Origin of the sequence: Pyxidicoccus trucidator, from assembly GCF_010894435.1 — a bacterium.
Classification (GTDB): domain Bacteria; phylum Myxococcota; class Myxococcia; order Myxococcales; family Myxococcaceae; genus Myxococcus; species Myxococcus trucidator.
Genome location: NZ_JAAIXZ010000001.1, coordinates 538,872 through 559,884, shown reverse-complemented (window position 1 = coordinate 559,884; position 21,013 = coordinate 538,872). Strand labels below are relative to the sequence as shown.

Here is a 21,013-nt window from a genome sequence, read left to right as displayed (position 1 = left end):
AGCGCACCCCCTATGAGTCGACCCCGCATCATCTTCATGGGCACGCCGGAGTTCGCCGTGTCGTCGCTCGCCGCCTGCTTCGAGCTGGGCGACGTGGTGGCTGTCGTCACCCAGCCGGACAAGCCCAAGGGCCGCGGCAACACGCTGGCCGCGCCGCCGGTGAAGGAGCTGGCCCTGTCGCGCGGAGTGCCCGTGCTGCAGCCGGTGAAGCTGCGCACGCCGCCGTTCTCCGAGGAGCTGCGCAAATTCAACCCGGACGTCTGCGTCGTCACGGCGTACGGGCGCATCCTCCCCAAGGACATCCTGGAGCTTCCACCCATGGGCTGCGTCAACGTCCATGCCTCGCTGCTGCCGCGCTTCCGGGGCGCCGCGCCCATCCAGTGGGCCATCGCCCACGGTGACACGGAGACGGGCGTGTCGCTGATGGTGATGGACGAGGGCCTGGACACCGGGCCGGTGCTGGCCATGAAGCGGCTGCCGATTGGCGCGGACGAGACGAGCGCGTCTCTGCACGTGAAGCTGGCCGCGCTCGGAGGCGAGGTGCTCCGCGAGTCCCTGCCGAAGTACCTCAGCGGGGAGCTGAAGCCGGTGACGCAGCCGTCCGAGGGCGTGGTGCTGGCCCCCATCATCGACAAGGACGAGGGCCGCCTGGACTTCACGAAGCCGGCGGTGGAGCTGGAGCGGCGCCTGCGTGCCTTCACCCCGTGGCCCGGGGCCTTCACCACGCTGGGTGGGAAGCTGTTCAAGGTGCACCGGATGCGGGCGGCCGGGAGCACGGGCGCGCCCGGCGCGGTGCTGGCGGCCAACCAGGACGGCATCGAGGTGGCGTGCGGCGAGGGCTCGCTCGTGCTGCTGGAGGTCCAGCCGGAGGGCAAGCGGGTGATGAGCGCGGCGGACTTCCTGTCGGGGCACAAGCTGGCGACCGGCGGCTTTCCCTTCAGCGCGAGCTAGCGGGGGCAGGCGGTGTTGGAACTCAACGAGGGCAAGCGGGGATGGGCATGAGACTGCTGGTGCTGCATGGGCCGAACCTGAACCTGCTGGGCGTGCGCGACGGCATGTCCGGGGAGAAGCTGTCGGACCTGGACGCCGCGCTCGAGGCGCGCGCCAAGGAGCTGGAGCTGAAGCTGAAGGTGGTCCAGTCCAACCACGAGGGCGTGCTGCTGGACACGCTCGCCGCCGAGCGCGAGGAGGTGGATGGCATCCTCATCAACCCCGCCGGCCTCTTCGGCTCGTACGCGCTGAAGGACGGGCTGGAGGCGGTGGGCCTGCCCGCGATTGAGGTCCTCCTCCGTCCTCCGGCCCGCGAGTCCGTGGTGGGCGAGGCGTGCGTCCTCCAGGTGCACGGCACGCAGGGCGGCTTCGAGCCGTACCTCCAGGCACTGGAGACCTTCGCCAGCGGCGTCTTCACGACGGAGCAGGCGGGGCCGAAGAAGTCGCTCGGCCGCAAGAAGGACGAGCCGGCCCGGAAGGGCGGGCCCGTGGCGCTGGTGAAGTCCTCGAACTCGCCCGCGCAGTCCCTGGCCCGCGCCGTGGAAGCCGGTGGGACGACGAAGACGCTGGGCCGCAAGTCGGTCCCCGAGAAGGAGGAGGCCGAGGAGGCCCGCCCGGGCAAGACGCTGGGCCGGGGCTCGAAGTCCCTCACGCTGGCGTCGGACCTGCTCACGCGGGCGCTGGTGCGGCAGAAGATTTCCGACCGGCTGGCGGGGAAGCTCACCCCGGCCGAGCTCGCGGCCTGGGCCCGCACGCAGTACCAGGCCGTCCAGCGGGGCGCGCCCGCCGAGAGCGGCCACCGGGAGCTGCTGGAGGAGAGCCTCCAGAGCCTCACCCTCTCCACCCTCCCCGCGTCGAAGCTCTCGGATGAGCAGCTCGTGGACCTGCTGACCCGGCTGGACGAAGGATGAACGCCCGCGCACTCGCCATCCAGGTGCTCTCGCGCGTCCGCGCCACGGACGCGTACCTCAACGTGGTGCTGGACACGCTGCTGTCCGAGTCACCGCCCAAGGACCCTCGCGACGCCGCGCTCGTCACCGAGCTGGCCTACGGCAGCACGCGTCGGCAGCTCGCGCTCGACTACGCCATCACCCGCTTCGCCGACCGCAAGCTGGACGCGCTGGAGGACAAGGTGCTCGCCGCGCTGCGCGTGGGCGCCTACCAAATCTTCCACACCCGCATCCCCGCGCGCGCGGCGGTGGCGGAGACGGTGCAGGCGCTGAAGGAGGTGGGGCTCGCTCGCGCGGCCGGCTTCACCAACGCCATCCTCCGCAAGCTGGCGGAGCTGCCCGGCCCGCCGCTGCCGTCCGAGTCGAACGCGGTGGAGCACCTGTCCATCCGCGAGAGCCACCCGAAGTGGCTGGTGGAGCGGTGGATTCGCCAGTTCGGCCGCGAGCGCGCCGAGTCCATGCTGGTGGCGAACAACCAGTCCCCGGCCGTGGTGGTGCGCGCCAACACCGCGAAGGTGACGCGCGACGCGCTGCTCGCCCAGCTCCAGGAAGCGGGCGTGGAGGCGAAGGCCACCACCGTGTCGCCCGTGGGCATCACCCTGCCGCCCGTGGGCCGGGTGGAGGACGTGTACGGCTACGCGGAAGGGCTGTGGCAGGTGCAGGACGAGGCCGCGCAGCTCGTCGGCGTCTACGGCGCGATTCCGGAGTCGGCGCGCGTGCTGGATGCGTGCGCCGCGCCGGGCGGCAAGGCCTGCCACCTGGCGCAGTCGCACGAGGTGGTGGCGGTGGACCTGCACGCCAACAAGCTCCGCAAGATTGACGCCGAGGCGAAGCGGCTCGGCCTCTCCGAGCGGCTGAAGGCCCACGCGCACGACGCCGCGGAGCCCTTCCCGGAGGCGTGGGGTGAGTTCCACGCGATTCTGGTGGATGCGCCGTGCTCGGGGCTGGGCACGCTGCGCCGCCACCCGGAGCTGCGCTACCGCCGCAAGGAGGAGGACCTGTCCCGCCTGGCCACGCTCCAGCGGCGCATCCTGGAGAACTGCCAGGAGGCGGTGCCCGCCGGGGGCCTGCTCGTGTACGCGGTGTGCACGGTGGAGGCGCAGGAGGCGCAGGACCAGGTGGAGATGTTCCTGCGCAGCCACCCGGAGTGGACGGCGGAGCCGCCGGTGCTGCCGGGGCTCAAGCTGCCGATGGCGCAGGCGTACCTGCGCACGCTGCCGGGGCCGGAGGGCTTCGACGGGTTCTTCGCCGCGCGGCTCCGGAAGCTCTACTGACTCCTACGCCTCTTCGGCGGCGGAGGGGATGTTGGCGGCGGCCTTGAAGGCCTCCAGCACGGCGGCGGACGCGCGGTCCAGGTACTTGCCCTTGCGGATGAGCAGGCCGATGGGGCGCGACACAGGCCCCTCGGCGAAGGGCTTGGCCACCAGCGAGCCCGCCTTCACCTCGCTCTGGGACGTGGAGATGGGGAGGATGGCGACGCCCAGCCCCATCTCCACCGCGCGCTTGATGGTCTCCACGTTGTCCATCTCCATCACCGGGTTGATGTCGATGTTCTTCTCGCGGAAGAGCCTGTCCAGCGCCTTGCGCGTGGGCGCCTCGCGGTCGAACGCGATGAAGGGCACGCCGGACAGCGCGGTGAGGCTCACCTTCGCCTTGGTGGCGAACGGGTGGTTGGGCGCGCAGACGACGGCCAGCTTGTCGTCGCGGAACGGGAGGATGTCCACGCCCGCGCGCGGCTGCGGGTACGCGACGATGCCAATCTCCGCCGCGCCCAGAATCACGTCGTCGTACACCTGGTCGTTGCGGCGGTAGTTCAGGCGCATGTTCACCTTCGGGTGCGCCTTGAGCAGCTGCTTCTGCACCGCATTCAGCTCGTGCAGACCCACCGAGTAGATGGTGGACACGGTGCTGGTGCCGGCCACCTCGGTGGCCTGCTCGCGAATCTCCTGCTCCACCTCCGCGAAGCGGGCGAGGATTTCCTTGCACCCGCGGAACAGCCGCTCACCCGCGGGCGTCGGCGTCACCTGGCGCGCGCTGCGGGACAAGAGCTTCTGCTCGTAGCGATTCTCCAGGGCGCGGATCTGCTGGCTCACCGCGGACTGCGTCACGTGGTTGAGCTGCGCCGCCCGGGAGAACGAGCCTGTCTCGACCACGTCGCAGAACATCTTCAAGGATTCGAGCTGCATAAGGCCGTCTCCTACCCCCAAACCTAATGATTAGGCCAGAATTAATTAGCTCGCCTACCGCACGCCGCGAAAAGACCTTAACCGGCGGTGGCCTGCCCGGCCGTTCAGCGACTCGGAAGGAGGCGGGGACGGACTCAGGGGGTGTCCGGGTCCTCGGGCGGGGCGGGGAGGCGCGGTCGCAGCAGGACGAAGAGGGCGGCGGCGAGGGCGATGAGCGCGCCGCCGGCCAGCGCCTGGACGCGGCCCACCTCGCGGGTGGCCTGCTGGAGCAATTCGCACTCCGCGCCCGCGAGGCCCGTGCAGTCGAGGGTGCCGAAGCGGCCCCGCAGGCCGGCGAGCAGCAGGCCCACCCCCCCGAGCAGCAGGCCGCCACACAGGCCCAGCGCCGCGGAGCGGCCGAGCGACGAGCCCTGGCGGGGGGGAGTCTCGGAGGCGGGGGACATGGGGCAGCTATAGCCGTGGAGAGGGGCGGGCTCAACGGGCGTGGGCAGGCGGCGTATGCTGCCGGGCCATGCGAATCCTCTACGGTGTCGTCGGCGAAGGCATGGGCCATGCGACGCGCTCGCGCGTGCTCCTCGAGGAGCTCACGAAGGAGCACGAGGTCCACATCGTCGTCTCCGGCCGGGCCCAGGACTACCTCAAGAAGCGCTTCCAGAACGTGCACGGCATCTGGGGGCTGACGCTGGCTTACGAGGGCAACTCGGTGAAGAAGTGGCAGACGGTGCTCCAGAACGTGACGGGCGCCGTGAAGGGGCTGCCGCAGAACATCCGCCAGTACTTCGACCTGGTGGGCGACTTCAAACCGGACGTGGTGGTCAGCGACTTCGAGTCCTTCAGCTACCTGTTCGCGAAGACGCACCGGCTGCCCGTCATCAGCGTGGACAACATGCAGGTCATCAACCGGTGCCAGCACGAGCCGGCGCTGCTGGCCGGGTATGAGGACAGCTTCGAGACGTCGCGGGCCATCGTGAAGGCGAAGCTGCCGGGCGCCTTCCACTACCTCGTCACCACGTTCTTCTACCCGCCGCTGCGCAAGCGCCGCACCACGCTGGCGCCGTCCATCCTGCGGCCGGAAATCCTGGAGGCGAAGTCGGAGCCGGGCGAGCACCTGCTCGTGTACCAGACGTCGACGACGAACACGGCGCTGCCGGACATCCTCAAGGCCGCGGGCATTCCCTGCCGCGTGTACGGGCTGCGCCGCGACATCACCGAGGACCTGGTGGACGGCAACCTCACGTACCGGCCCTTCAGCGAGAAGGGCTTCATCGACGATTTGCGCACGTCACGCGGCGTGGTGGCCAGCGGCGGCTACACGCTGATGAGCGAGGCGGTGTACCTGCGCAAGCCGGTGCTCAGCGTGCCGCTGGTGGGCCAGTTCGAGCAGATCATCAACGCCCTCTATCTGGAACAGCTCGGGTACGGGATGTACGTGAAGGAGCTGTCCGTGGACGCGCTGAAGGAGTTCCTCTCGCGTCTGCCTGGTTGCGAGGAGGCGCTCAAGGGCTACGAGCAGGACGGCAACACGAAGATGATTGCCGCCCTGCGCGAGCAGCTCGCCCTGGCCTACGAGCACCGCGGCCACTGGGCCATGGAGCTGGCCGCGGACTGAGGCTCCGAGCTCGGAGCCCGGAGCCCGACTACGACTGCACGGGAGGAAGGGCGGAGCCTTCGTTCTCCGCCATCGTCAGGAGCTCCTGGTTCGCCAGCTCGTCGGCGCTCTGCTGGAGGGTGCCGCCCAGCTGCTCCAGGTCCTCCGCCGAAGCGAGCTCCGACAGGCGAGGGAAGAGCTTCTCCTCCTCTTCCTTCACGTGCTGCCGCACCGTCTGCTGCAGCTGCGCGAGCTCCTGGTTCAGCTTCGGGTCACTGCGCTTGCACTGGAGCAGGTTCGCGATAAGCCGCTTGGCCTCCATGTGCTCCTTGAGCGAGTGGTCCACCAGGTCCTGGATGCCCATGCGCCGGGCGAAGGGATACAGGTGCTGCTCCTCAATCCGCGTGTGGAGGGTGAGCTTCTCGGCAATCTGCCCCAGCAGGCCGACCTTCTCGTCCAGCGCGGCCTTGGAGGCGCGCATGAACAGCACGTCGACTTCGCGGTGCTGCAGCTTCAGCAGGTCAATGGCATTCATCCCCTGACTCCCTTCAGGTTCGAGGTTCTTGGTAGGGCACGGCGTCAGTGGATGGGGACTTCATTCTCGTTGTTGCGCTCGGCCGCGCGACGCGTGAGTTCGGTGAGCCAGGACCGGGTGAGCGGCGTCTCGCACTCGCTGCCCCGGACGCGGTCCGGGTTGCTGTCCTGGGGCAGGGCGCGGTTGACGAAGGCGGTGATGCTCGCCGTCAGGTCGGGCGCCAGCGTCCGGCCCACCGCGGCCAGCTTCGCGGGAAGCCCCACCAGCGCCTCCGCGTCCCCGCGACGGCACGCCGCGATGACCTTGCGCGCGGCGGCCTCGGCGCTCATGGACATGAAGGGCAGCGAGTCCCCCACCACGAACCACGCGTACTCCTTCTCGTGGTTGCCCTTGAACCAGGAGTTGCGCGGGCTGCCCGTGCGCAGGAGGCCCGGGCACACCGTCGTCACCAGGATGCCGTCCTGCCGCAGCTCGGCCCGTATCCCGTCCGACAGCCCCACCAGCGCGAACTTGCTCGCCGCGTACGGCACCAGGTGCGGAATGCTCACCCTTCCGCCCACGGAGGAGATGTTGACGATGCGGCCCACGCCGCGCCGCTTCATCTCCGGCAGCACCGCGAGCGTCGTGTACAGCGGCGCCCACAGGTGCGTGTCCACGGCCTCGCGGAAGTCTTCCAGGGTCATCGACTCCAGCGGGCCCACCTGGATGACGCCCGCGTTGTTGATGAGCACGTCCACCGCGCCCCAGCGCTCGTGCACGGCGGACACCATGGCCTCCACCTGCACCTGGTCCCGCACGTCACAGGGGATGGCGAGCACCTCGCCGCCCTCGCGCTCCAGCTCGTCTCGCGCGCGGTCCAGCGTGGCTTCGTCACGGCCACAGATGGCCACCCGCGCTCCCTCCTTCACCAGGAGGCGCGCCATCACCAGCCCCAGGCCCCGCGAGCCGCCGGTGATGAGCACCGTGCGGCTGGAGAAGTGGAAGCGGGGCTTCAGCGCCTTGCGCAGGCCCAGTGCCGCGCCGACACCGGCGGCGACCAGCGTGCCCACGGAAATGCGGGCTGCGTCCTTGTCCTTGCGGCGGTCAGCCATGAAGGGTCTCCGTATGGCGAGTGAGGGCAGCAGGGGCCCGGGGCCCATGCGCCCAGGGGGCCGGGCTCAGGTGTCCGGGGCCGGATTCAGTCGTCCAGGGGCCGGGACTTCAGGGCGGCGGGGCCGCGGCCGAGGTGGCGTACCGGGTGAAGCGGTCCAGCACCTGCCGCGCGTGGTGCGCGCCGTTGCGCCCGGTGAAGTGGTGGCGCAGCCGGGCGGAGTCCGCGTCGAACACGAGCCAGGCCGGCGTCTGCGTCACGTCGTACGCCTTGGCCATGGAGCCGTCGTCCACGGCGATGGGGTGGGTCAGGTCGTGCTTGCGCGCGAAGGCCTCCACCGCGTTGGTGTCGCGCAGTTCCTTATCGGACTTCGTGACGTCCACGCTGATGACGCGCAGGCCGCGGGGGGCGAACTCCCCGATGATGCGCTTCAGTTCGTCGAAGTCGGCGGTGCTCTTCACCTGGTCCATGGAGAAGAAGTGGAGGAGGACGGGCAACTCATCCAGCTCCGAGACGTGGACGGGGATGTTGACCCAGCCGCCTGTCGGGTCCAGCAGGGTGATGGGGATGTCGAGCGTCGGCATGCATGCTCCCACGAGTGGGCTTCAGGAGGACGCGACTCAAGCTATGCATCGGCCGGCGCCGTCCTCCCCCCGCGAGGCCCCCAGGGCCGCTCGCCTGCCCGGACGGCACGGGCACCCCGGGTGTCGGCCGCGAGACTTCGGGCGCCCCGGAGTCGCTCCGACGACGCTGGACGCCCGTCCTCGGAGCAGGCAGAGAGGCGGCCATGCGCATCCCCGACTTCAAGCTGGAGCGGTACTTCGCGCGCTACGAGTTCTCGGCGCCCTACCTGCTGTGCTCCTCGGACATCGAGGGCTGGCGGCTGAGGGACCTGCTGGCGCTCGCCGACCCGGACGCCCTGGCGCGCTGGGAGGGGCTGACGCTCGGCTACACCGAGTCCACCGGGCTGCCCGCCCTGCGCGCGGAGATCGCCGCGCTCTACCCGGGCCTCTCCCCGGACGACGTGCTCACCTTCGCGGGCGCACAGGAAGCCGTCTTCGTGCTGGCCAACGTGCTGCTGGGGCCGGGCAGCCATGCCGTCGTCACCTGGCCGGGCTACCAGTCGCTGTACGAAGTGGCGCGCGCGACGGGCGCGGACGTGACGCTGCTGCCGCTGCGCGAGGAGGACGGCTGGGCGCTCGATTTGGATGCCCTGCGCCGCGCGCTGAGGCCGGACACCCGGCTGCTCGTGGTGAACTTCCCCCACAACCCCACCGGTGCGCTGCCGGACCGTGCCACCTTCGAGGCGCTGTGCGCGCTGGCCGACGAGCGCGGCATCTGTCTCTTGTCCGACGAGGTGTACCGGCTGCTGGAGTATGACTCGCGCGACACGCTGCCCTCCGCCGCGGAGCGCACGCCGCGCGGCCTCAGCCTGGGCGTCATGTCCAAGGCGCTGGGCCTGGCGGGGCTGCGCGTGGGGTGGCTCGCCTGCCGCGACGCGGAGCTGCTGCGTCGCTGCATGGCTTTCAAGGACTACACCACCATCTGCAACAGCGCCCCCAGCGAGGTGCTCTCGCTCATCGCCCTGCGCGCGAAGGAGCGGGTGCTCGCGCGCAGCCGGGAGCTGCTCTCCACCAACCTCGCGCTGCTGGATGCGTTCTTCGCGCGGCACGCGGACACCTTCCGCTGGGTGCGCCCGCGCGCCGGCAGCGTGGCCTTCCCGCGTCTGCTTCGCGACACGCCCGTGGCCCGCTTCACCGAAGAGCTCGTCGAGCGCGAGGGCGTGTTGCTGCTGCCCGGCGACGTCTACGACTTCCCCGGCAACCACTTCCGGCTGGGGCTGGGCCGCGCCAACCTCCCCGACGCCCTCGCCCGCCTGGAGCGCTTCGTCATCGCCTCGCGCTGACGCTGACGCACGTGGATGGCTGCGCAGTGCCGTGCGTCATCCTGTGACGCGTCGTGTCAGTTATTTCCCTCACTTCAAGTTTTCCACGATCTCGACCTTTTTCATCCCAACGTCTTAGAGTGTGCGCCTCCCTGCTCGGTCCCCCTCCGTGCGGGGTTGTCCCCCATCTCAGAGCGAGGCGCTCAATATGAAGAAGCTGATCGGTGTAGCCGTAGCCGCCGTCACGTTGCTGGCAGGCACGGAGGCGGCCGCCACCAACTACTCGTTGTGGATCCACGGCAAGAACGGGAACACGACGCAGGCCGGCAACTACAACGACTTCAGCTACTGGGGGCCCAGCTCCACCGCGGCCGGTGTGAACAAGAAGGCCGTCAACTGGAACGGGACGCAGCGCATCGGCGGGGAGAACTATCGCGTCCGTGACGCGCTGGACTGTTTCTGCACCGGCGAGAACTGGTGCTACATCGCCGCGCACAGCGCGGGCAATCTCCAGATTGGCTACGCGCTGTCGCTGTACGGTGGCTCCGCGCGTTACAAGAAGAACGCGGTCCCCAACTCCAGCGGCGTGTGTGGCAACACGGATGGCACCACCCAGACGGGCTGGAACATCAAGTGGGTGGACATCGCGTCCGGCGCGGGCGGCGGCAGCGAGCTGGCGGACGTGGGCGAGTGGGCGGTGGGCGACCCGCTGGTCAGTGACCTGGTCACCACGACGGCGCGCGCCATGTACAACCACAACACCACGCGCAACCTCTGGTTCTACATGTTCGCCGGCGCCAAGGGCACGGTGTACTCGGGCATCCTGCCGGGGCAGGACGACGAGGCTGTGTCCTACCACTCCACGGGTGGCGTGTCCGGCAGCTCGGGCAGCTCGCAGTGCAACCCGGGCGACTGGTTCTGCGGCGGCACCCTCAACACCGGCACGGCCGCGTGCAGCGACGGCAAGGCGAAGTGGAGCTACCACACCGTGCAGCTGCGCGATGATGGCGAGGCGTACAACCACTACGCCAACGGCAACTGGGGTGGCATCGTCTCCAAGGTCCGCGAGGACATGGTGAATTACGCTCGCTGAACCCGACTCCGCGAAGTGACATGACTCCTCCTGGCACCGTCCCCCCTCCTGCTTCCCGCTCCCGCCGCGTCTGGTGGGCTGTTGTCTTCATCCCCGTGGCGCTGGGTGTCGTGGGGTGGTGGTGGAGTGGGGGAGTCAGTGCCGGTCTGGAGCCCTCCGGGGACGCGTCCTCCACGTCCCCGGAGGCTGTCGCGCGCTCAGGCGCCATGGCAGCCCCGGGGAAGGATGAGGCGCCGTGGGGCGGGACGTCGACGGGCGGAGCGCCCTCCGGGCCCGCGGGCTCCGCGCAGGCGGACGCGAAGGACCCCGTCGAAGCGGAGCGCGAGGCCCGGCGCTCGCTGTGGGAGCAGCGACTGGAGCGGGCGAAGCGCACGCTGGACGCGTACGTGTCCGCGACGCGCTATCCGCCGGAGTCCCGGCCCAGCAGCGAGCAGGTGGACCAGATGGACCTGGCGGAGCCGGAGCGCACCCGCCCGCTGAGCCGCGACAACCCGGACGTGCAGCTCCGGCTGAAGCAGGACCGGGTCTTCGTCGTCGGTGACGAGACGGTGCACTTCGTGGTGGGTTGCGAGGACGCGCAGCGCGCGCCCAGGCCCTGCCAGGTGGTGTCCGCCTCCGCGCACGAGGCCGAGCACATGACGGGCGGGGCCGGCACGGCCGCGGTGCCGCTGGCCTTTCACGACGACGGCTCCGCGGGGGACACGCTCGCGGGGGACGGCAACTTCACCGGCCGGTTCCAGCCGTCGAAGCAGGGCTTCCCGATGTTCTCCGGCACGCTGCGGGTGGGCGTGAGCGTGCGCTCGGGCAAGGCGGAAGGCTCCGCCTTCTTCGACGTCCTCTACACCCCGTTCCCTCCGGCGCTGTTCACCGGCACGGTGCGCGAGGTGATGGAGGCGGGCTCCCTCAAGCTCTATCTCGGGATTCAGGTCCGGAAGGCCGGACGGTACGTGGTGGCGGGCCGCTTGGACGACGAGAGCGGCGCCCCCTTCGCGCACGTGTCCTTCAACGAGGAGCTGAGGGAGGGCGCGCAGGAGGTGAAGCTGACCATCGCCGGCAACCTCGTGCTGGACGAGGGGCCCACCTTCCCGCTGAAGCTGCGCGACGTGGAGGGCTTCCTCCTCAAGGAGTCCGGAGACCCGGACCGCGAGCTGATGACCACCCTGCGCGGGTACGTCCACACCACGAGCGACTACCCCGCCTCCTCGTTCTCCCCCACCGAGTGGGACAGCGCGGAGCGCAGGCGCTACAGGAACGAGTTCACCAACGACGTCAACGAGGCCCAGGCGCAGCTCGACGCCATCCTGGCCGAGACGAAGAAGCCCTGACGGACGGCCCCCGCCTCACGAGGCGGGGTGGGGCTCAGCCCTCTCGCGGCTCCACGGGCGTGGACGCGTCGACGTCGAGCGCCGTGGACGCGACGACGACCGACGGCTCGCCGGCCACCGCCGCGTCTACGTCGAACGACGCAAGCGGAGGCTCGCTGGACGCCGCCGCGCCGAGGTCGACGGTGGGCTGTGCCTGGAGGTCCGCCTCGAAGGTGTCCGCCACGGCCTCCACGCCCTGCGACGCGAGCGCCGCGGAGACCGGGACGCTGGCGGCGGCGGGGTTGGCTATCACCGGGCCCAGCACGCCGGCCAGGGCCGCGTCACCCAGGGAGGGCTCCTCCGGTATCAGGGAGCCCAGGTCGCTCGTGTCCGCGAGGAACTCGTCCGGCCCCGCGGGCCTCACGGAGGGGTCCAGGAACTCCGGCGGCAGCTCGGTGGTGTCGTAAGCGGCGTCCAGCGGGACGTCGTCAGTGGCCTCCACGCCCGCGAAGCCCGGAGTGCCTGCTCCGCCCGAGCCGGAGATCGCGCCCGGCCCGTCCTCGAAGACGTCATCCAGTCCCAGCTCGAATACGGGCGCCCTGGAGCTCGCGGAGCCCGGCGGGTCCAGCATGAAGAGCAGGTCCTCCGGCTCCACCATGGTGGGCGTGGAGGTGTCCAGGTTCTGCAGCTCCCACGCCGCCGCGTCGGGCGACAGCAGGTCGTCATCCATGTCCGGCGCGCTCACGCCGCCCCGGCCCCGGCCCGCGGAGAGGGAGCCCACGCCGCCCGAGGACTCTCCGGGAGCGCCCAGCGAGGACGGGAGCTGCGTGCCCAGCAGCTGCGCGTAGCGCGGGCGCGCCGACTCGAAGGAGCTCTCGAAGGAGCTCTCACCGGAGAACACGCGGAGCTGCTGCGGGGGCGGCGCACCGCCCTGCGACGGCCCGGAGGTCCCGGCCAGCGAGGGCGCATGCGCGGCGAGCGACGCGTCCAGGTCATCCACCTCCGCCTGGAACTCGCTCTGGTCGGAGAAGCCGCGCCGCACCGGGGCCACCGGCTCCAGCGGCTCGCGAGGGGTGAGCGGCGTCACCGGCTCCAGCTCCACGTCCAGCCTGGCGCGGGAGATGGAGGAGGAGATACCTGACAGCACGCGGCGGATGGTCGACATCGGGCACCCCAGGCGGCACGCACCGGTGGCCGCATCGGGATTGTCGCTCCGCCGCCTGGGAAGTTGCCAGGGCGCCCAGGACCCGGGGCCGGTGTCCTGGCCCGCTTCGAGCGAATCGAGCGGTTGGGCCCTCATTCCGTTCAGCTGTTCAATTCCAGGCCTGGCGTGAGGTGTGGGGTGGATACCCCACGCCCTGATGCGCGTTGATGAATGGCGGGCGCTCGCAGCGTCAGCCACCGGACGGGTGGGGCCCGGATGTCGGGGTCCTGTGGCACTCACTCTCCAGACGGCCCCCGAACGGAGTATCCGTTCCGGGTGCCCGACCGGGGGAGAGGGCGCTGGCCTCACGCTTGCTGGGGGAGAGGCCGAGGAGGAGTCATGAGAATGGACAGCGCGGGGCAGACCCACATTGGCCGGCGGACACACAACGAGGACTCGTACTGCGTCCTGCCGGAGCTGGGGCTGTTCGTCGTGGCGGACGGGCTGGGCGGACAGGAGGGTGGAGAGGTCGCCAGCCGTTGTGTAGTGGACACCTTCGCGGGCTTCGGCCTGCGGCTCGGGCAGGACCGGGACTCGACGTGGCCCACGGTGCCGGACCCGCAGCGCAGCCGGGAGGAGAATCTGTTGTCGGCGTGCTCGGCCCTGGCGCAGCGCAACCTCCAGGCCCAGCGCGTGGGGCGGCTGAGGGAGATGGCGTCCACGGTGGTGGCCCTGGCGGTGGGAGACCACGGCGCGGCCGTGGCCCACGTGGGAGACAGCCGGCTGTACCGGCTGCGCGGCGGAAAGCTGGAGGCGCTGACGCGGGACCACTCGCTCATCGAGGAGCTGCGCGACGTCGGCATGGAGCCGCCGGGCGGGCCGGCCAACCTGCGGCACCTCATCACCCGCGCGCTGGGCACGGACAACGCGGAGCCCACGGTGCAGCGGCTGCGCACGGAGCCCGGAGACGTGTTCCTGCTGTGCTCGGACGGCCTCTACGAGCCGCTGGGCCTGGAAGGGCTGCTGCGGCGGCTGACGCTGTCCACCGCGCGCGAGGTGTGTGACGCGCTCGTCGCGGATGCGTACGAGGCGGGAGGCAAGGACAACATCACCGCGGTGGTGCTGCGCGTGGCGGACGCCTGACGCCGGGGCGCTAGAAGCCCACGCCGAAGGAGAGGCTGGCCGAAGGCAGCCACGTGTCCCCGGGCTTCACCAGCTCCGGGGCATGTGGCAGCCACGCCATGCCCAGGTTGAAGTCGCCCACCAGCTCGAAGCCGGAGGCCAGCGGCCGCAGGAAGCGCAGCCCCACGCCCAGCTCCGGCCCCGTCGTGGATACGCGGCGCGCGTCCGTGCCGTTGAGCTGGAAGCCCGGGTCGTCCTCGCCCACCTGCGCCTCGGCGAGCCCGGCGGCGAAGAAGGGCTGGAGGGTGCCCCAGCCTTCCTTGTCGATGGAGAGCAGCCGCAGCTTGGCCCGGAAGTGCGCCACCTCCGGCTCCGGGTCCCCATGCAGGAATCCACTGCCAGTGCCGCAGCCCTCCACGGAGAGGAAGGACACCGGGGACAGCTCCAGGCACAGCTCCGGTCGGCCGTTGCCGTTGGCCGTGGAGCCACCCACGCGCAGGTTGCCGAAGTTGCGCGTCGTGAAGGCGGGCTCCGCTTTCGCTCGCGCCTCGCCCGCGACTTCCTCCGCGTGGAGCACGGTGGGCATGAGTGCGAGCAGGGCCACGGCCGGCGGCAAGGAGGGCAGACGCATGAGGTGACGGGAGCGCAGGGGCTCTGTTCGCGTCAACCCCGGGGCGCTCGCAGTGTCAGCAGCAGGGCGGAGACCTTGGACCTCGCGTGAAGGGGGACGACCCGACACGTCTCCTCTCAAAAACGGGTCATTTGCGACGCGGGGTGGTCACTGATTCCAGCGGGGCTGTGATTGGCACTCCCCTCTAAACAAGACGCGTTTGGAGGAGTAGGATTCGAAGTCCCCCTCGTGATCCTCTCCTTGGCTTCGCAGCGAATGACGCACAGCCTTGCCGCTCGCCTGACCGCGGCCATTACCCTGGTCCTCGTCGTCCTCACCACCGTGAGCGTCACGCTCACGGGGACGCTGTCCCGGTCCTGGGAGACGGTCTCCTTCGGCTCCGTGCTGGTGCTCGGTCTCTTGAATGGTGTCCTCGCGCTCGGCGCGGGGGTTGCCATCTTCGTGCTGATTCGCCGGATGACGGCGCCCCTGCGCGAGCTCACCGCCGCCACGGCCCGTGTGATTGCCGAGGGCGACTTCCGCGGCACCCTGGAGGTGCGCTCCCAGGATGAGATTGGCCAGCTCACCGCCTCCTTCGCGGGGCTGATGGCGCAGCTGCGCGGGCTGCTGATCGCGCTGCGCGGCTCGGCCGATCAGCTGGAGTCGGCGTCCGCCCAGCTCACCGAGTCCGCATCGGTGCAGAACGAGGCGGTGTCCATGCAGGCCGTGGCGCTGCATGAAACGCAGCTCGCGGCGCAGCAGCTCCAGGAAGCCTCGCGCGCGGCGGCGAAGCGGGTGGACGCGATTCAGCGCGAGGCGGAGCGAGCCAGCGTGTACGGCCAGGAGGGCGAGGCCGCGGTGTCCGGCAGCGTGGGCGGACTCACGCACATCCGCTCGCACGTGGAGCAGATGGGCCGCACCATCTCCGAGCTGCACCAGCGCACGCGGCAGGTGGGCGACATCACCCGGACGGTGAAGGATTTGGCGGACCAGTCCAACGTGCTGGCCCTCAATGCCTCCATCGAGGCGGCGCGCAGTGGTGAGACGGGCCGCTCCTTCGCGGTGGTGGCGCGGGAGATGCGCTCGCTGGCGGACCAGTCCGCGGGTGCCACCACGCGGGTGCAGGCCATCCTCGGTGACATCGGCCGGGCCATCTCCAACGCCGTGCACACCAGCGAGGGCGGCGCGCGCGAGGTGGAAGGCGGACTGGAGCAGGTGCGCGCCGCGGGCGAGAGCCTGCGCTCGCTGGCCACCATCATCCAGAACAACGGCCAGACGGTGCGCAGCATCGCCGACGCCGTCAGCCAGCAGGACGCCGGCATCGCCGAGCTCTTCGCCGCGCTCAGCTCCATGGCGGACTCGGCGGACCAGATTGTCGACCGCATGGCCGCCAGCGAGCAGGCCGCCATCCAGCTCTCCAACGCCTCCAACGAGCTGGGCGCCATCGTCGGGCGCTACCAGCTGTAACGCTCCAGTGGGGGAGGGCGGCGAGTCACCGCCACTCCCGTCCCCGGGACGCCTTCGGTGGCCCGGCCCGTGACTACGGATTGGAGCGCGGCGTGCCCGAGCGCGAGTTGCCGCCGCCCGCCGTCACCCAGCCGGAGGTGGCCGGCTCGGTGGGCACGGACAGCTCGAAGGCGCGGATGCTCATCCGCCGCGTCCAGTCGTTGCTCGCGAGCCAGTTGGTCCACGCGCCCAGCACCACTCGGCCCCGGTGCAGCGCGGGCGGGGTGATGTAGGGCGCCGTGCCCGGCAGCGCGCACGCCGCCAGCTCCCGCCCGTCCTTCACGTCCAGCTCGCGCAGGAACGAGCCATGGTGGGAGTCGTCCCCGGTGCAGCTGTAGTCCTCCTCGCAGCCCTCGGTCGGAGGCCGGTCCACCAGGAGCAGCGAGTCCCGCTGGGTGAGCACCGGCGCCATGGGCCAGGCGCCGATGGGCTGGTGCCAGCGCAGCGCGCCGTCCTCCGGGTTGAAGCCGTAGAGGAACGTGCGGCCGGGGTGGAGCGCCTCCGGGCAGCCCTCGGCGGTGCACGGCTGGTCCGCGAGGACGAGCACGCCGCTGGCCTGGAAGACCGCGCGGCCGAAGGGCGAGTTGGATGAGCCCAGCGCGACGTACGAGTCATCCGGCGATGCGGTGGCCAGCGTGGCGAGCGGTGAGCCCGTGGCCGCGTCCGCCACCTCGGCGCGCTCCAGCAGCAGCCGGCCGCCATCCACCGCGCTGGGCCTGCGCTGGCCCGCGCGGCGCGTCTGCCAGCGCCGCTGGCCATCCGGCGTGTACGAGAAGAGCGTCGTCTCCTGGGTCGCGGCGCTGAAGGAGCCGCCGTAGACGTTGCCCTCCGCGTCCAGCACCAGGGGCGCGCGCACGGGAGGCGTCAGGGCCGTCCAAGCCACCGCGCCCGTGCTCGCGCGCAGCGCCACGAGGAGGCTCTGCTCGTTCTCTTCCTCGACGGCGTGACGCGCCACCGTGAACACATACGGTGGACCGAGCGCCACCGCGTCGATGACGAGCGACGCGCCCACGGGCGGGAAGCCGGGGCGCAGCGTGGCGAGGTTGGCGCTCCACAGCTCCCGCCCATCCTCACGGGCATGAGCGGAGACGGTGGCGCCCCCGGACGTCGCGTAGAGCCGCTCCGTATCCACCGAGTGCACGGCCGGCAGTCCCGCGCGGGGCATCGGCAGCCGGTAGCGGATGGCGCCGTCGTGCGTGGCGGAGACGAGGTGGCACTGGAGCTCGTGTGGCTCCTTGTCGGACCAGTAGGAGCTGTCGCACTCCGTCCAATACGTCTGGCCGTCCGCGTCCAGGGTGCCGCGGAAGTCCACCGTCTGGTCCCACGCGGCGTCGTAGCTCCACGCCAGCCGCGCCGTGCCGTCCGGGCCCGAGCAGGCTGCCGGAGGCGCGGGCTCCTCGGCGTCCCCGGGCGGCTCATCGCCGGGCGGTGTCTCCTCCACCGGGTCCCCCGTTCCGGCGGGCGGTACTTCGGGAGGGGGCGTCACCTCAACGGAAGGTGCGTCCGGGTCTGCCACCGCCGGCGTGTCCACCTCTGGCACGGGTGCTTCGCCACCGTCCCCCGCTGAACAGCCCGCCCATACACACACGCCCAGCACCGCACCCCACCATCGCCTCACGCCCTACCTCCCCATCGCGAAGCACCCGTTGCCGTCCGGGCGATGGCGCAGGGTGGGTATGCGATTCCCGGCGTGCAACACGCCGGGCCACGAGTGGCGGCCCGGCAGCCGGACAGGCGGAATGGGAGTGAAGTGTCAGCCCAACTCGCCGCCGTCGATGGCGTAGGCGGCGCCGGTGATGGCGCCCGCCGCGTCCGAGGCGAGGAAGACGCAGAGCGCGGCGACCTCCTCCGGCTGGATGATGCGGCCCATGGCGTTCATGGCCGCGAGCGCCTCGCGCGACTGCTGCTCGGTGCGGCCCGTCGTCTGGGTGACGGCCGAGGCCGCCGAGGCGAACATGTCCGTCTCCACCCAGCCCGGGTTCACCGCGTTCACCGTGACGTTCTTCTTCGCGTACTCCGACGCCAGTGAGCGGGTCAGTCCCATCAGCGCGTGCTTGGACGCGCAGTACGCCGACGTGTACTTCGCGCCGCGCACCGCCATCATGGAGCCGATGTTGATGACGCGGCCGCCGCCCGCCTTGGCCATGGCCGGCATCAGCTCGCGGCAGAGGATGAAGGGGGCCGTCACGTTGACGGCCATGACGCGCGCCAGGTCCTCGGTGCTCGTCTTCGTCAGCGGCGCGGACACGGTGATGCCCGCGTTGTTCACCAGCACGCGCGGGGTGCCGTCCGCGAGGATGGTCTTGCTGATGGCGAGCAGCGCGGACTCGTTCGCCACGTCCACCGCGTGCGGCCGGATGTTGTCGCCGCCCTCGCTCCGCAGCGACGTCAGCGCATCCGCCGAGCGTGCCAACGCCCAGACCTTGAAGCCCTCGCGGGCAAAGGACAGCGCCACGGCACGGCCGATGCCCCGGCTCGCACCCGTCACCACCACCGTCTTGGAAGTCGTTGTCATGGGCGGAAGCCTAGCGCCAGCGGTCGGGCTCGGCACCAACGCTCACACGCATCCGCTCAGACGGTGGGCGCGAGCACGGTGGCCAATTTCGCAGAGCGAACGCGCTCACCGATGCGCTCCAGCCCCGCTCCCGCCCGCGCACGTGGACCTGCTGTGGTGCTGCGCGTGCAGCCGATGGCTGACGCCATGGCGAGGCGCTCGGCGGGAACACTCCGGGAGCCATGGTGAAGCGCGCTCCGACATGGGCGCGCTCCACCGAGGCAAAGCCAGGTGTGAGTGGAACACCCTCCCCCGCTTCAAGCAGGGGAGGGGAAGAGGCCCGGGAAGCCCGGGTCAGCCGTTGCCGACCTTGTCGCCACCGTCGGGCGTCTGGTCGGTGGTCTCCGCGGGGGTACCCTCGGTCGTGGCCTGTGCTTCGGCCTCACCCTCGGTCGTGGCCTGTGCTTCAGCCTCACCCTCGGCGCCCTCGGAACCCTCGGCCTCGTCGGACAGCTCCGGCGCGGTGCCGGCGGCCTCCGACGCCTGCTGCGCCTTGAGCTCCTCGTCGTTCATGAAGCCGACGGGGTTGTCCTTGCGGTTGAAGAAGCGCACCGACTTCTTCGACAGCGCGAACATCTGCTCGGCCGCCGAGGCGGGCACCAGCGAGTGCTCGATCTGCGCGGGCTCGGGCCGCTCCACCACGCCGAGCTCGCCCTCCTCGAGCTGCTTCGCCTGCGCCGGGCTCAGCTCCAGCCGCCGCAGCTTGCCCTTGCGGGTCATGAAGTAGAACGCCGTCTCGCCTGCCTCGACAGGCACCTGCGCGCCGAGCACCAGCTCCCTCAGCGCCCTGTCGATTTCCACCTGCTTCTTGGACTCGGCACGCTGGTACGCCTTGGAGCCAGGCATGGGCGGCAGCTTGGGGATGGCCTTCTCCGGCGCCGCGGCACCCGGGCGCCCCTGCTGGGGAGCACCGCCGCCGAAGCGCGGAATGGGGCCTCCGGGGCGTCCGCCACCGCCCGGACGGCCACCGCCGCCAGGACCGAAGCGCCCACCCCCGCCAGGGGGACGTCCACCGCCCTCGCGCCGGCCGCCGCCTTCGCGGGGGCCGCCTTCGCGGGCCTGGGGACTGGCTTGTGTCCGGTTCTCGTCACGCGGGGGGGCGGAACGGTTGCCGCCTGGACGGCCACCCTCCTGGGGAGCGGGTCGCCGGGCTTCCGCCTGGCTGGCCTTCGTCTCCACCTTCTTGGTCTGTTCCTCGGTGACGAGGCCCGCCTTCAATAACTTGTCGCGCAGGTTCTGCATGAGTTGGGCGTTCTATCCCTTGCACGGCTGCACGCAAGCCACTGCTTGCCGCACTTGTATGCCCCACGTAACTTGCCGGCCTTGTCGTACCCCTCTGGAGGAGTCGTGAGTCGTCTGAAGAAGTCCGCCTTCACCCTCGCCCTGGCGCTGGCCGCCGTGGGCTGTTCCGACCCGGTCGACAAGGCGGCCAAGGCGCGCATCTTCTCGCCCGAGGACCCACCCAAGGTCGTGGCCTCCGCCAAGCAGAAGCTGCCCCCCGAGGATGTGGCCAGCAACCCCCAGGTGGCCCGCCGCATCCTGGGCATGGACGCCGCCGAGGTGACCGAGCGGCTGGGGCCCCACCGCTTCCAGTCCACCGTGAGCTACGAGTGGACCTCCGCCGAGGCCAACCCGGTGAAGCTCACCGAGTCGCGCACCTTCCGCGCCGGCCCCGGTGGAGTCAGCGGTGACTTCCACGGTGTGCTGGAGAACTCGAGGGACCAGGGCCTGGAGGTCATGCGCGTGGGCGGCCAGGTGTTCGCCCGCAACCGCTACGGCCCGTTCCGCCAGCGCCTGCGCGACCGCGGCATGGCCGAGCGCACCCGCACGGAGCTGACCGGCGCCATCCGCGACTTCGACAGCCTCTTCCAGGGCCGCATCAAGCTCACCCCCGACGGCACCGTCTCCCACGAGGGTCGCGTGGCGTGGCGCTACACCGTGACGCTGGGCCCCGTCTCGGAAGGCACCGCCTCCCGCCCGCTGCCGGCGCCCTTCGAGCCCAAGGGCACCGACGAGAGCACCCGCCGCCGCGCCAGCTTCTTCGCCCACCGCGTGCCGCGCTCTCTGGACGGCGAGGTGCTGGTGGACTCCACCACGTCCGTGGTCCTCAAGGCCCGACTGGATGGCCGCATGGGCGTGCCCTCGGAGAAGACGCCCGAGGCCGCCGAATTGCGCATGACGCTGGAGTCCGCCCTCACCGAGGTGGGACAGGACCCGAAGCTCCAGCCGCCCGAGGACTTCCTCCCCGACGCCGACAAGCCGCAGGGCATCGCGGACGCGCTGGACGCCTTCGGCATCGAGCGCAAGAAGCCGGAGGACGCCGACAAGACCAAGCCCGCCACCGACGCCCCGCCCGAGCCCGAGGACGAAGAGGGCACCTGATTCGAGGCCCGGGGGCCACCGGGTGCGCGGCGCCCCTGGCCCCCGCGTCATGTGCGCCCGGAGCCCGCTCCCCC

Annotated in this window: 19 protein-coding genes and 1 pseudogene; 10 read left to right on the top strand and 10 right to left on the bottom strand. The window is 71.0% G+C overall.

All coding sequences use genetic code 11. The features are described from left to right. Positions 1-12: 12 nt before the first annotated feature. From fmt to rsmB, 3 genes are read left to right on the top strand one after another with little or no spacing between them, the layout of a single operon-like run. Positions 13-951 carry a methionyl-tRNA formyltransferase gene (gene fmt, locus G4D85_RS02450; protein ID WP_164007469.1) on the top strand — a complete coding sequence of 313 codons (939 nt, stop codon included), beginning with the start codon at positions 13-15 and terminating at the stop codon, positions 949-951. Positions 952-998: 47 nt separating this feature from the next. After that, on the top strand, positions 999-1,901 hold the full coding sequence (locus G4D85_RS02445) for a type II 3-dehydroquinate dehydratase (protein ID WP_164009050.1): 903 nt from the start codon (positions 999-1,001) through the stop codon (positions 1,899-1,901). Then, entirely contained in the window at positions 1,898-3,214 is a 1,317-nt protein-coding gene (gene rsmB, locus G4D85_RS02440) for a 16S rRNA (cytosine(967)-C(5))-methyltransferase RsmB (protein ID WP_164007468.1), read from the top strand. The genes G4D85_RS02445 and rsmB overlap by 4 nt, the downstream gene beginning before the upstream one ends. 3 nt (positions 3,215-3,217) lie before the next feature. On the opposite strand, the gene G4D85_RS02435 is transcribed toward rsmB, so the two are convergent. Both G4D85_RS02435 and G4D85_RS02430 read right to left on the bottom strand, forming a co-directional pair. Continuing rightward, a complete protein-coding gene (locus tag G4D85_RS02435; protein ID WP_164007466.1) occupies positions 3,218-4,126 on the bottom strand; it encodes a LysR family transcriptional regulator in 909 nt (302 codons plus the stop codon). Between the two features lie 134 nt (positions 4,127-4,260). After that, positions 4,261-4,569, bottom strand: a complete 309-nt coding sequence (locus G4D85_RS02430) for a hypothetical protein (protein WP_164007464.1) — start codon at positions 4,567-4,569, stop codon at positions 4,261-4,263. A 68-nt stretch (positions 4,570-4,637) separates the two neighbouring features. Between G4D85_RS02430 and G4D85_RS02425 the strand changes: the two genes are divergently transcribed. After that, positions 4,638-5,735, top strand: coding sequence for an MJ1255/VC2487 family glycosyltransferase (locus G4D85_RS02425; protein WP_164007462.1), 1,098 nt, complete (start codon positions 4,638-4,640; stop codon positions 5,733-5,735). Between the two features lie 28 nt (positions 5,736-5,763). Here the strand turns inward: G4D85_RS02425 and G4D85_RS02420 are convergent, their stop codons facing one another. The 3 genes from G4D85_RS02420 to G4D85_RS02410 form a co-directional block, all read right to left on the bottom strand. Beyond that, complete coding sequence (locus tag G4D85_RS02420) at positions 5,764-6,249, bottom strand: hemerythrin domain-containing protein (protein ID WP_164007460.1); 486 nt, start codon at positions 6,247-6,249, stop codon at positions 5,764-5,766. A 44-nt stretch (positions 6,250-6,293) separates the two neighbouring features. After that, entirely contained in the window at positions 6,294-7,340 is a 1,047-nt protein-coding gene (locus G4D85_RS02415) for an SDR family NAD(P)-dependent oxidoreductase (protein ID WP_164007458.1), read from the bottom strand. 109 nt (positions 7,341-7,449) lie between these two features. Further along, entirely contained in the window at positions 7,450-7,923 is a 474-nt protein-coding gene (locus tag G4D85_RS02410; protein ID WP_164007456.1) for a peroxiredoxin family protein, read from the bottom strand. A 203-nt stretch (positions 7,924-8,126) separates the two neighbouring features. Here G4D85_RS02410 and G4D85_RS02405 point away from each other — a divergent pair, with 203 nt between their 5' ends. The 3 genes from G4D85_RS02405 to G4D85_RS02395 all read left to right on the top strand — a co-directional run bounded on the left by G4D85_RS02405 (position 8,127) and on the right by G4D85_RS02395 (position 11,642). Further along, a complete protein-coding gene (locus G4D85_RS02405) occupies positions 8,127-9,245 on the top strand; it encodes an aminotransferase class I/II-fold pyridoxal phosphate-dependent enzyme (protein WP_164007454.1) in 1,119 nt (372 codons plus the stop codon). A gap of 187 nt (positions 9,246-9,432) precedes the next feature. Continuing rightward, the gene (locus tag G4D85_RS02400; protein WP_164007452.1) at positions 9,433-10,317 is read left to right on the top strand and encodes a hypothetical protein; all 885 of its coding nucleotides are present in this window, start codon (positions 9,433-9,435) and stop codon (positions 10,315-10,317) included. Positions 10,318-10,337: 20 nt separating this feature from the next. Then, entirely contained in the window at positions 10,338-11,642 is a 1,305-nt protein-coding gene (locus tag G4D85_RS02395; protein WP_164007450.1) for a choice-of-anchor X domain-containing protein, read from the top strand. Between the two features lie 34 nt (positions 11,643-11,676). On the opposite strand, the gene G4D85_RS02390 is transcribed toward G4D85_RS02395, so the two are convergent. Continuing rightward, the gene (locus tag G4D85_RS02390; protein ID WP_205525387.1) at positions 11,677-12,786 is read right to left on the bottom strand and encodes a hypothetical protein; all 1,110 of its coding nucleotides are present in this window, start codon (positions 12,784-12,786) and stop codon (positions 11,677-11,679) included. A 378-nt stretch (positions 12,787-13,164) separates the two neighbouring features. Between G4D85_RS02390 and G4D85_RS02385 the strand changes: the two genes are divergently transcribed. Then, complete coding sequence (locus G4D85_RS02385; RefSeq protein WP_164007448.1) at positions 13,165-13,908, top strand: PP2C family protein-serine/threonine phosphatase; 744 nt, start codon at positions 13,165-13,167, stop codon at positions 13,906-13,908. Positions 13,909-13,918: 10 nt separating this feature from the next. Here the strand turns inward: G4D85_RS02385 and G4D85_RS02380 are convergent, their stop codons facing one another. Further along, a complete protein-coding gene (locus G4D85_RS02380) occupies positions 13,919-14,518 on the bottom strand; it encodes a hypothetical protein (RefSeq protein WP_164007446.1) in 600 nt (199 codons plus the stop codon). A gap of 423 nt (positions 14,519-14,941) precedes the next feature. On the opposite strand from G4D85_RS02380, the pseudogene G4D85_RS02375 reads away from it, so the two are divergent. Beyond that, a pseudogene (locus G4D85_RS02375) lies at positions 14,942-15,964 on the top strand (methyl-accepting chemotaxis protein); the annotation flags it as partial. A gap of 73 nt (positions 15,965-16,037) precedes the next feature. Here the strand turns inward: G4D85_RS02375 and G4D85_RS02370 are convergent. The 3 genes from G4D85_RS02370 to G4D85_RS02360 all read right to left on the bottom strand — a co-directional run bounded on the left by G4D85_RS02370 (position 16,038) and on the right by G4D85_RS02360 (position 19,799). After that, positions 16,038-17,543, bottom strand: a complete 1,506-nt coding sequence (locus G4D85_RS02370; RefSeq protein WP_240359033.1) for an outer membrane protein assembly factor BamB family protein — start codon at positions 17,541-17,543, stop codon at positions 16,038-16,040. Between the two features lie 213 nt (positions 17,544-17,756). Continuing rightward, entirely contained in the window at positions 17,757-18,518 is a 762-nt protein-coding gene (locus tag G4D85_RS02365) for an SDR family NAD(P)-dependent oxidoreductase (protein ID WP_164007444.1), read from the bottom strand. Between the two features lie 333 nt (positions 18,519-18,851). Beyond that, on the bottom strand, positions 18,852-19,799 hold the full coding sequence (locus G4D85_RS02360) for a DUF2058 family protein (RefSeq protein ID WP_164007442.1): 948 nt from the start codon (positions 19,797-19,799) through the stop codon (positions 18,852-18,854). 105 nt (positions 19,800-19,904) lie between these two features. Here G4D85_RS02360 and G4D85_RS02355 point away from each other — a divergent pair, with 105 nt between their 5' ends. Then, positions 19,905-20,939, top strand: a complete 1,035-nt coding sequence (locus G4D85_RS02355; RefSeq protein ID WP_164007440.1) for a hypothetical protein — start codon at positions 19,905-19,907, stop codon at positions 20,937-20,939. The last annotated feature ends 74 nt before the right edge of the window (positions 20,940-21,013 follow it).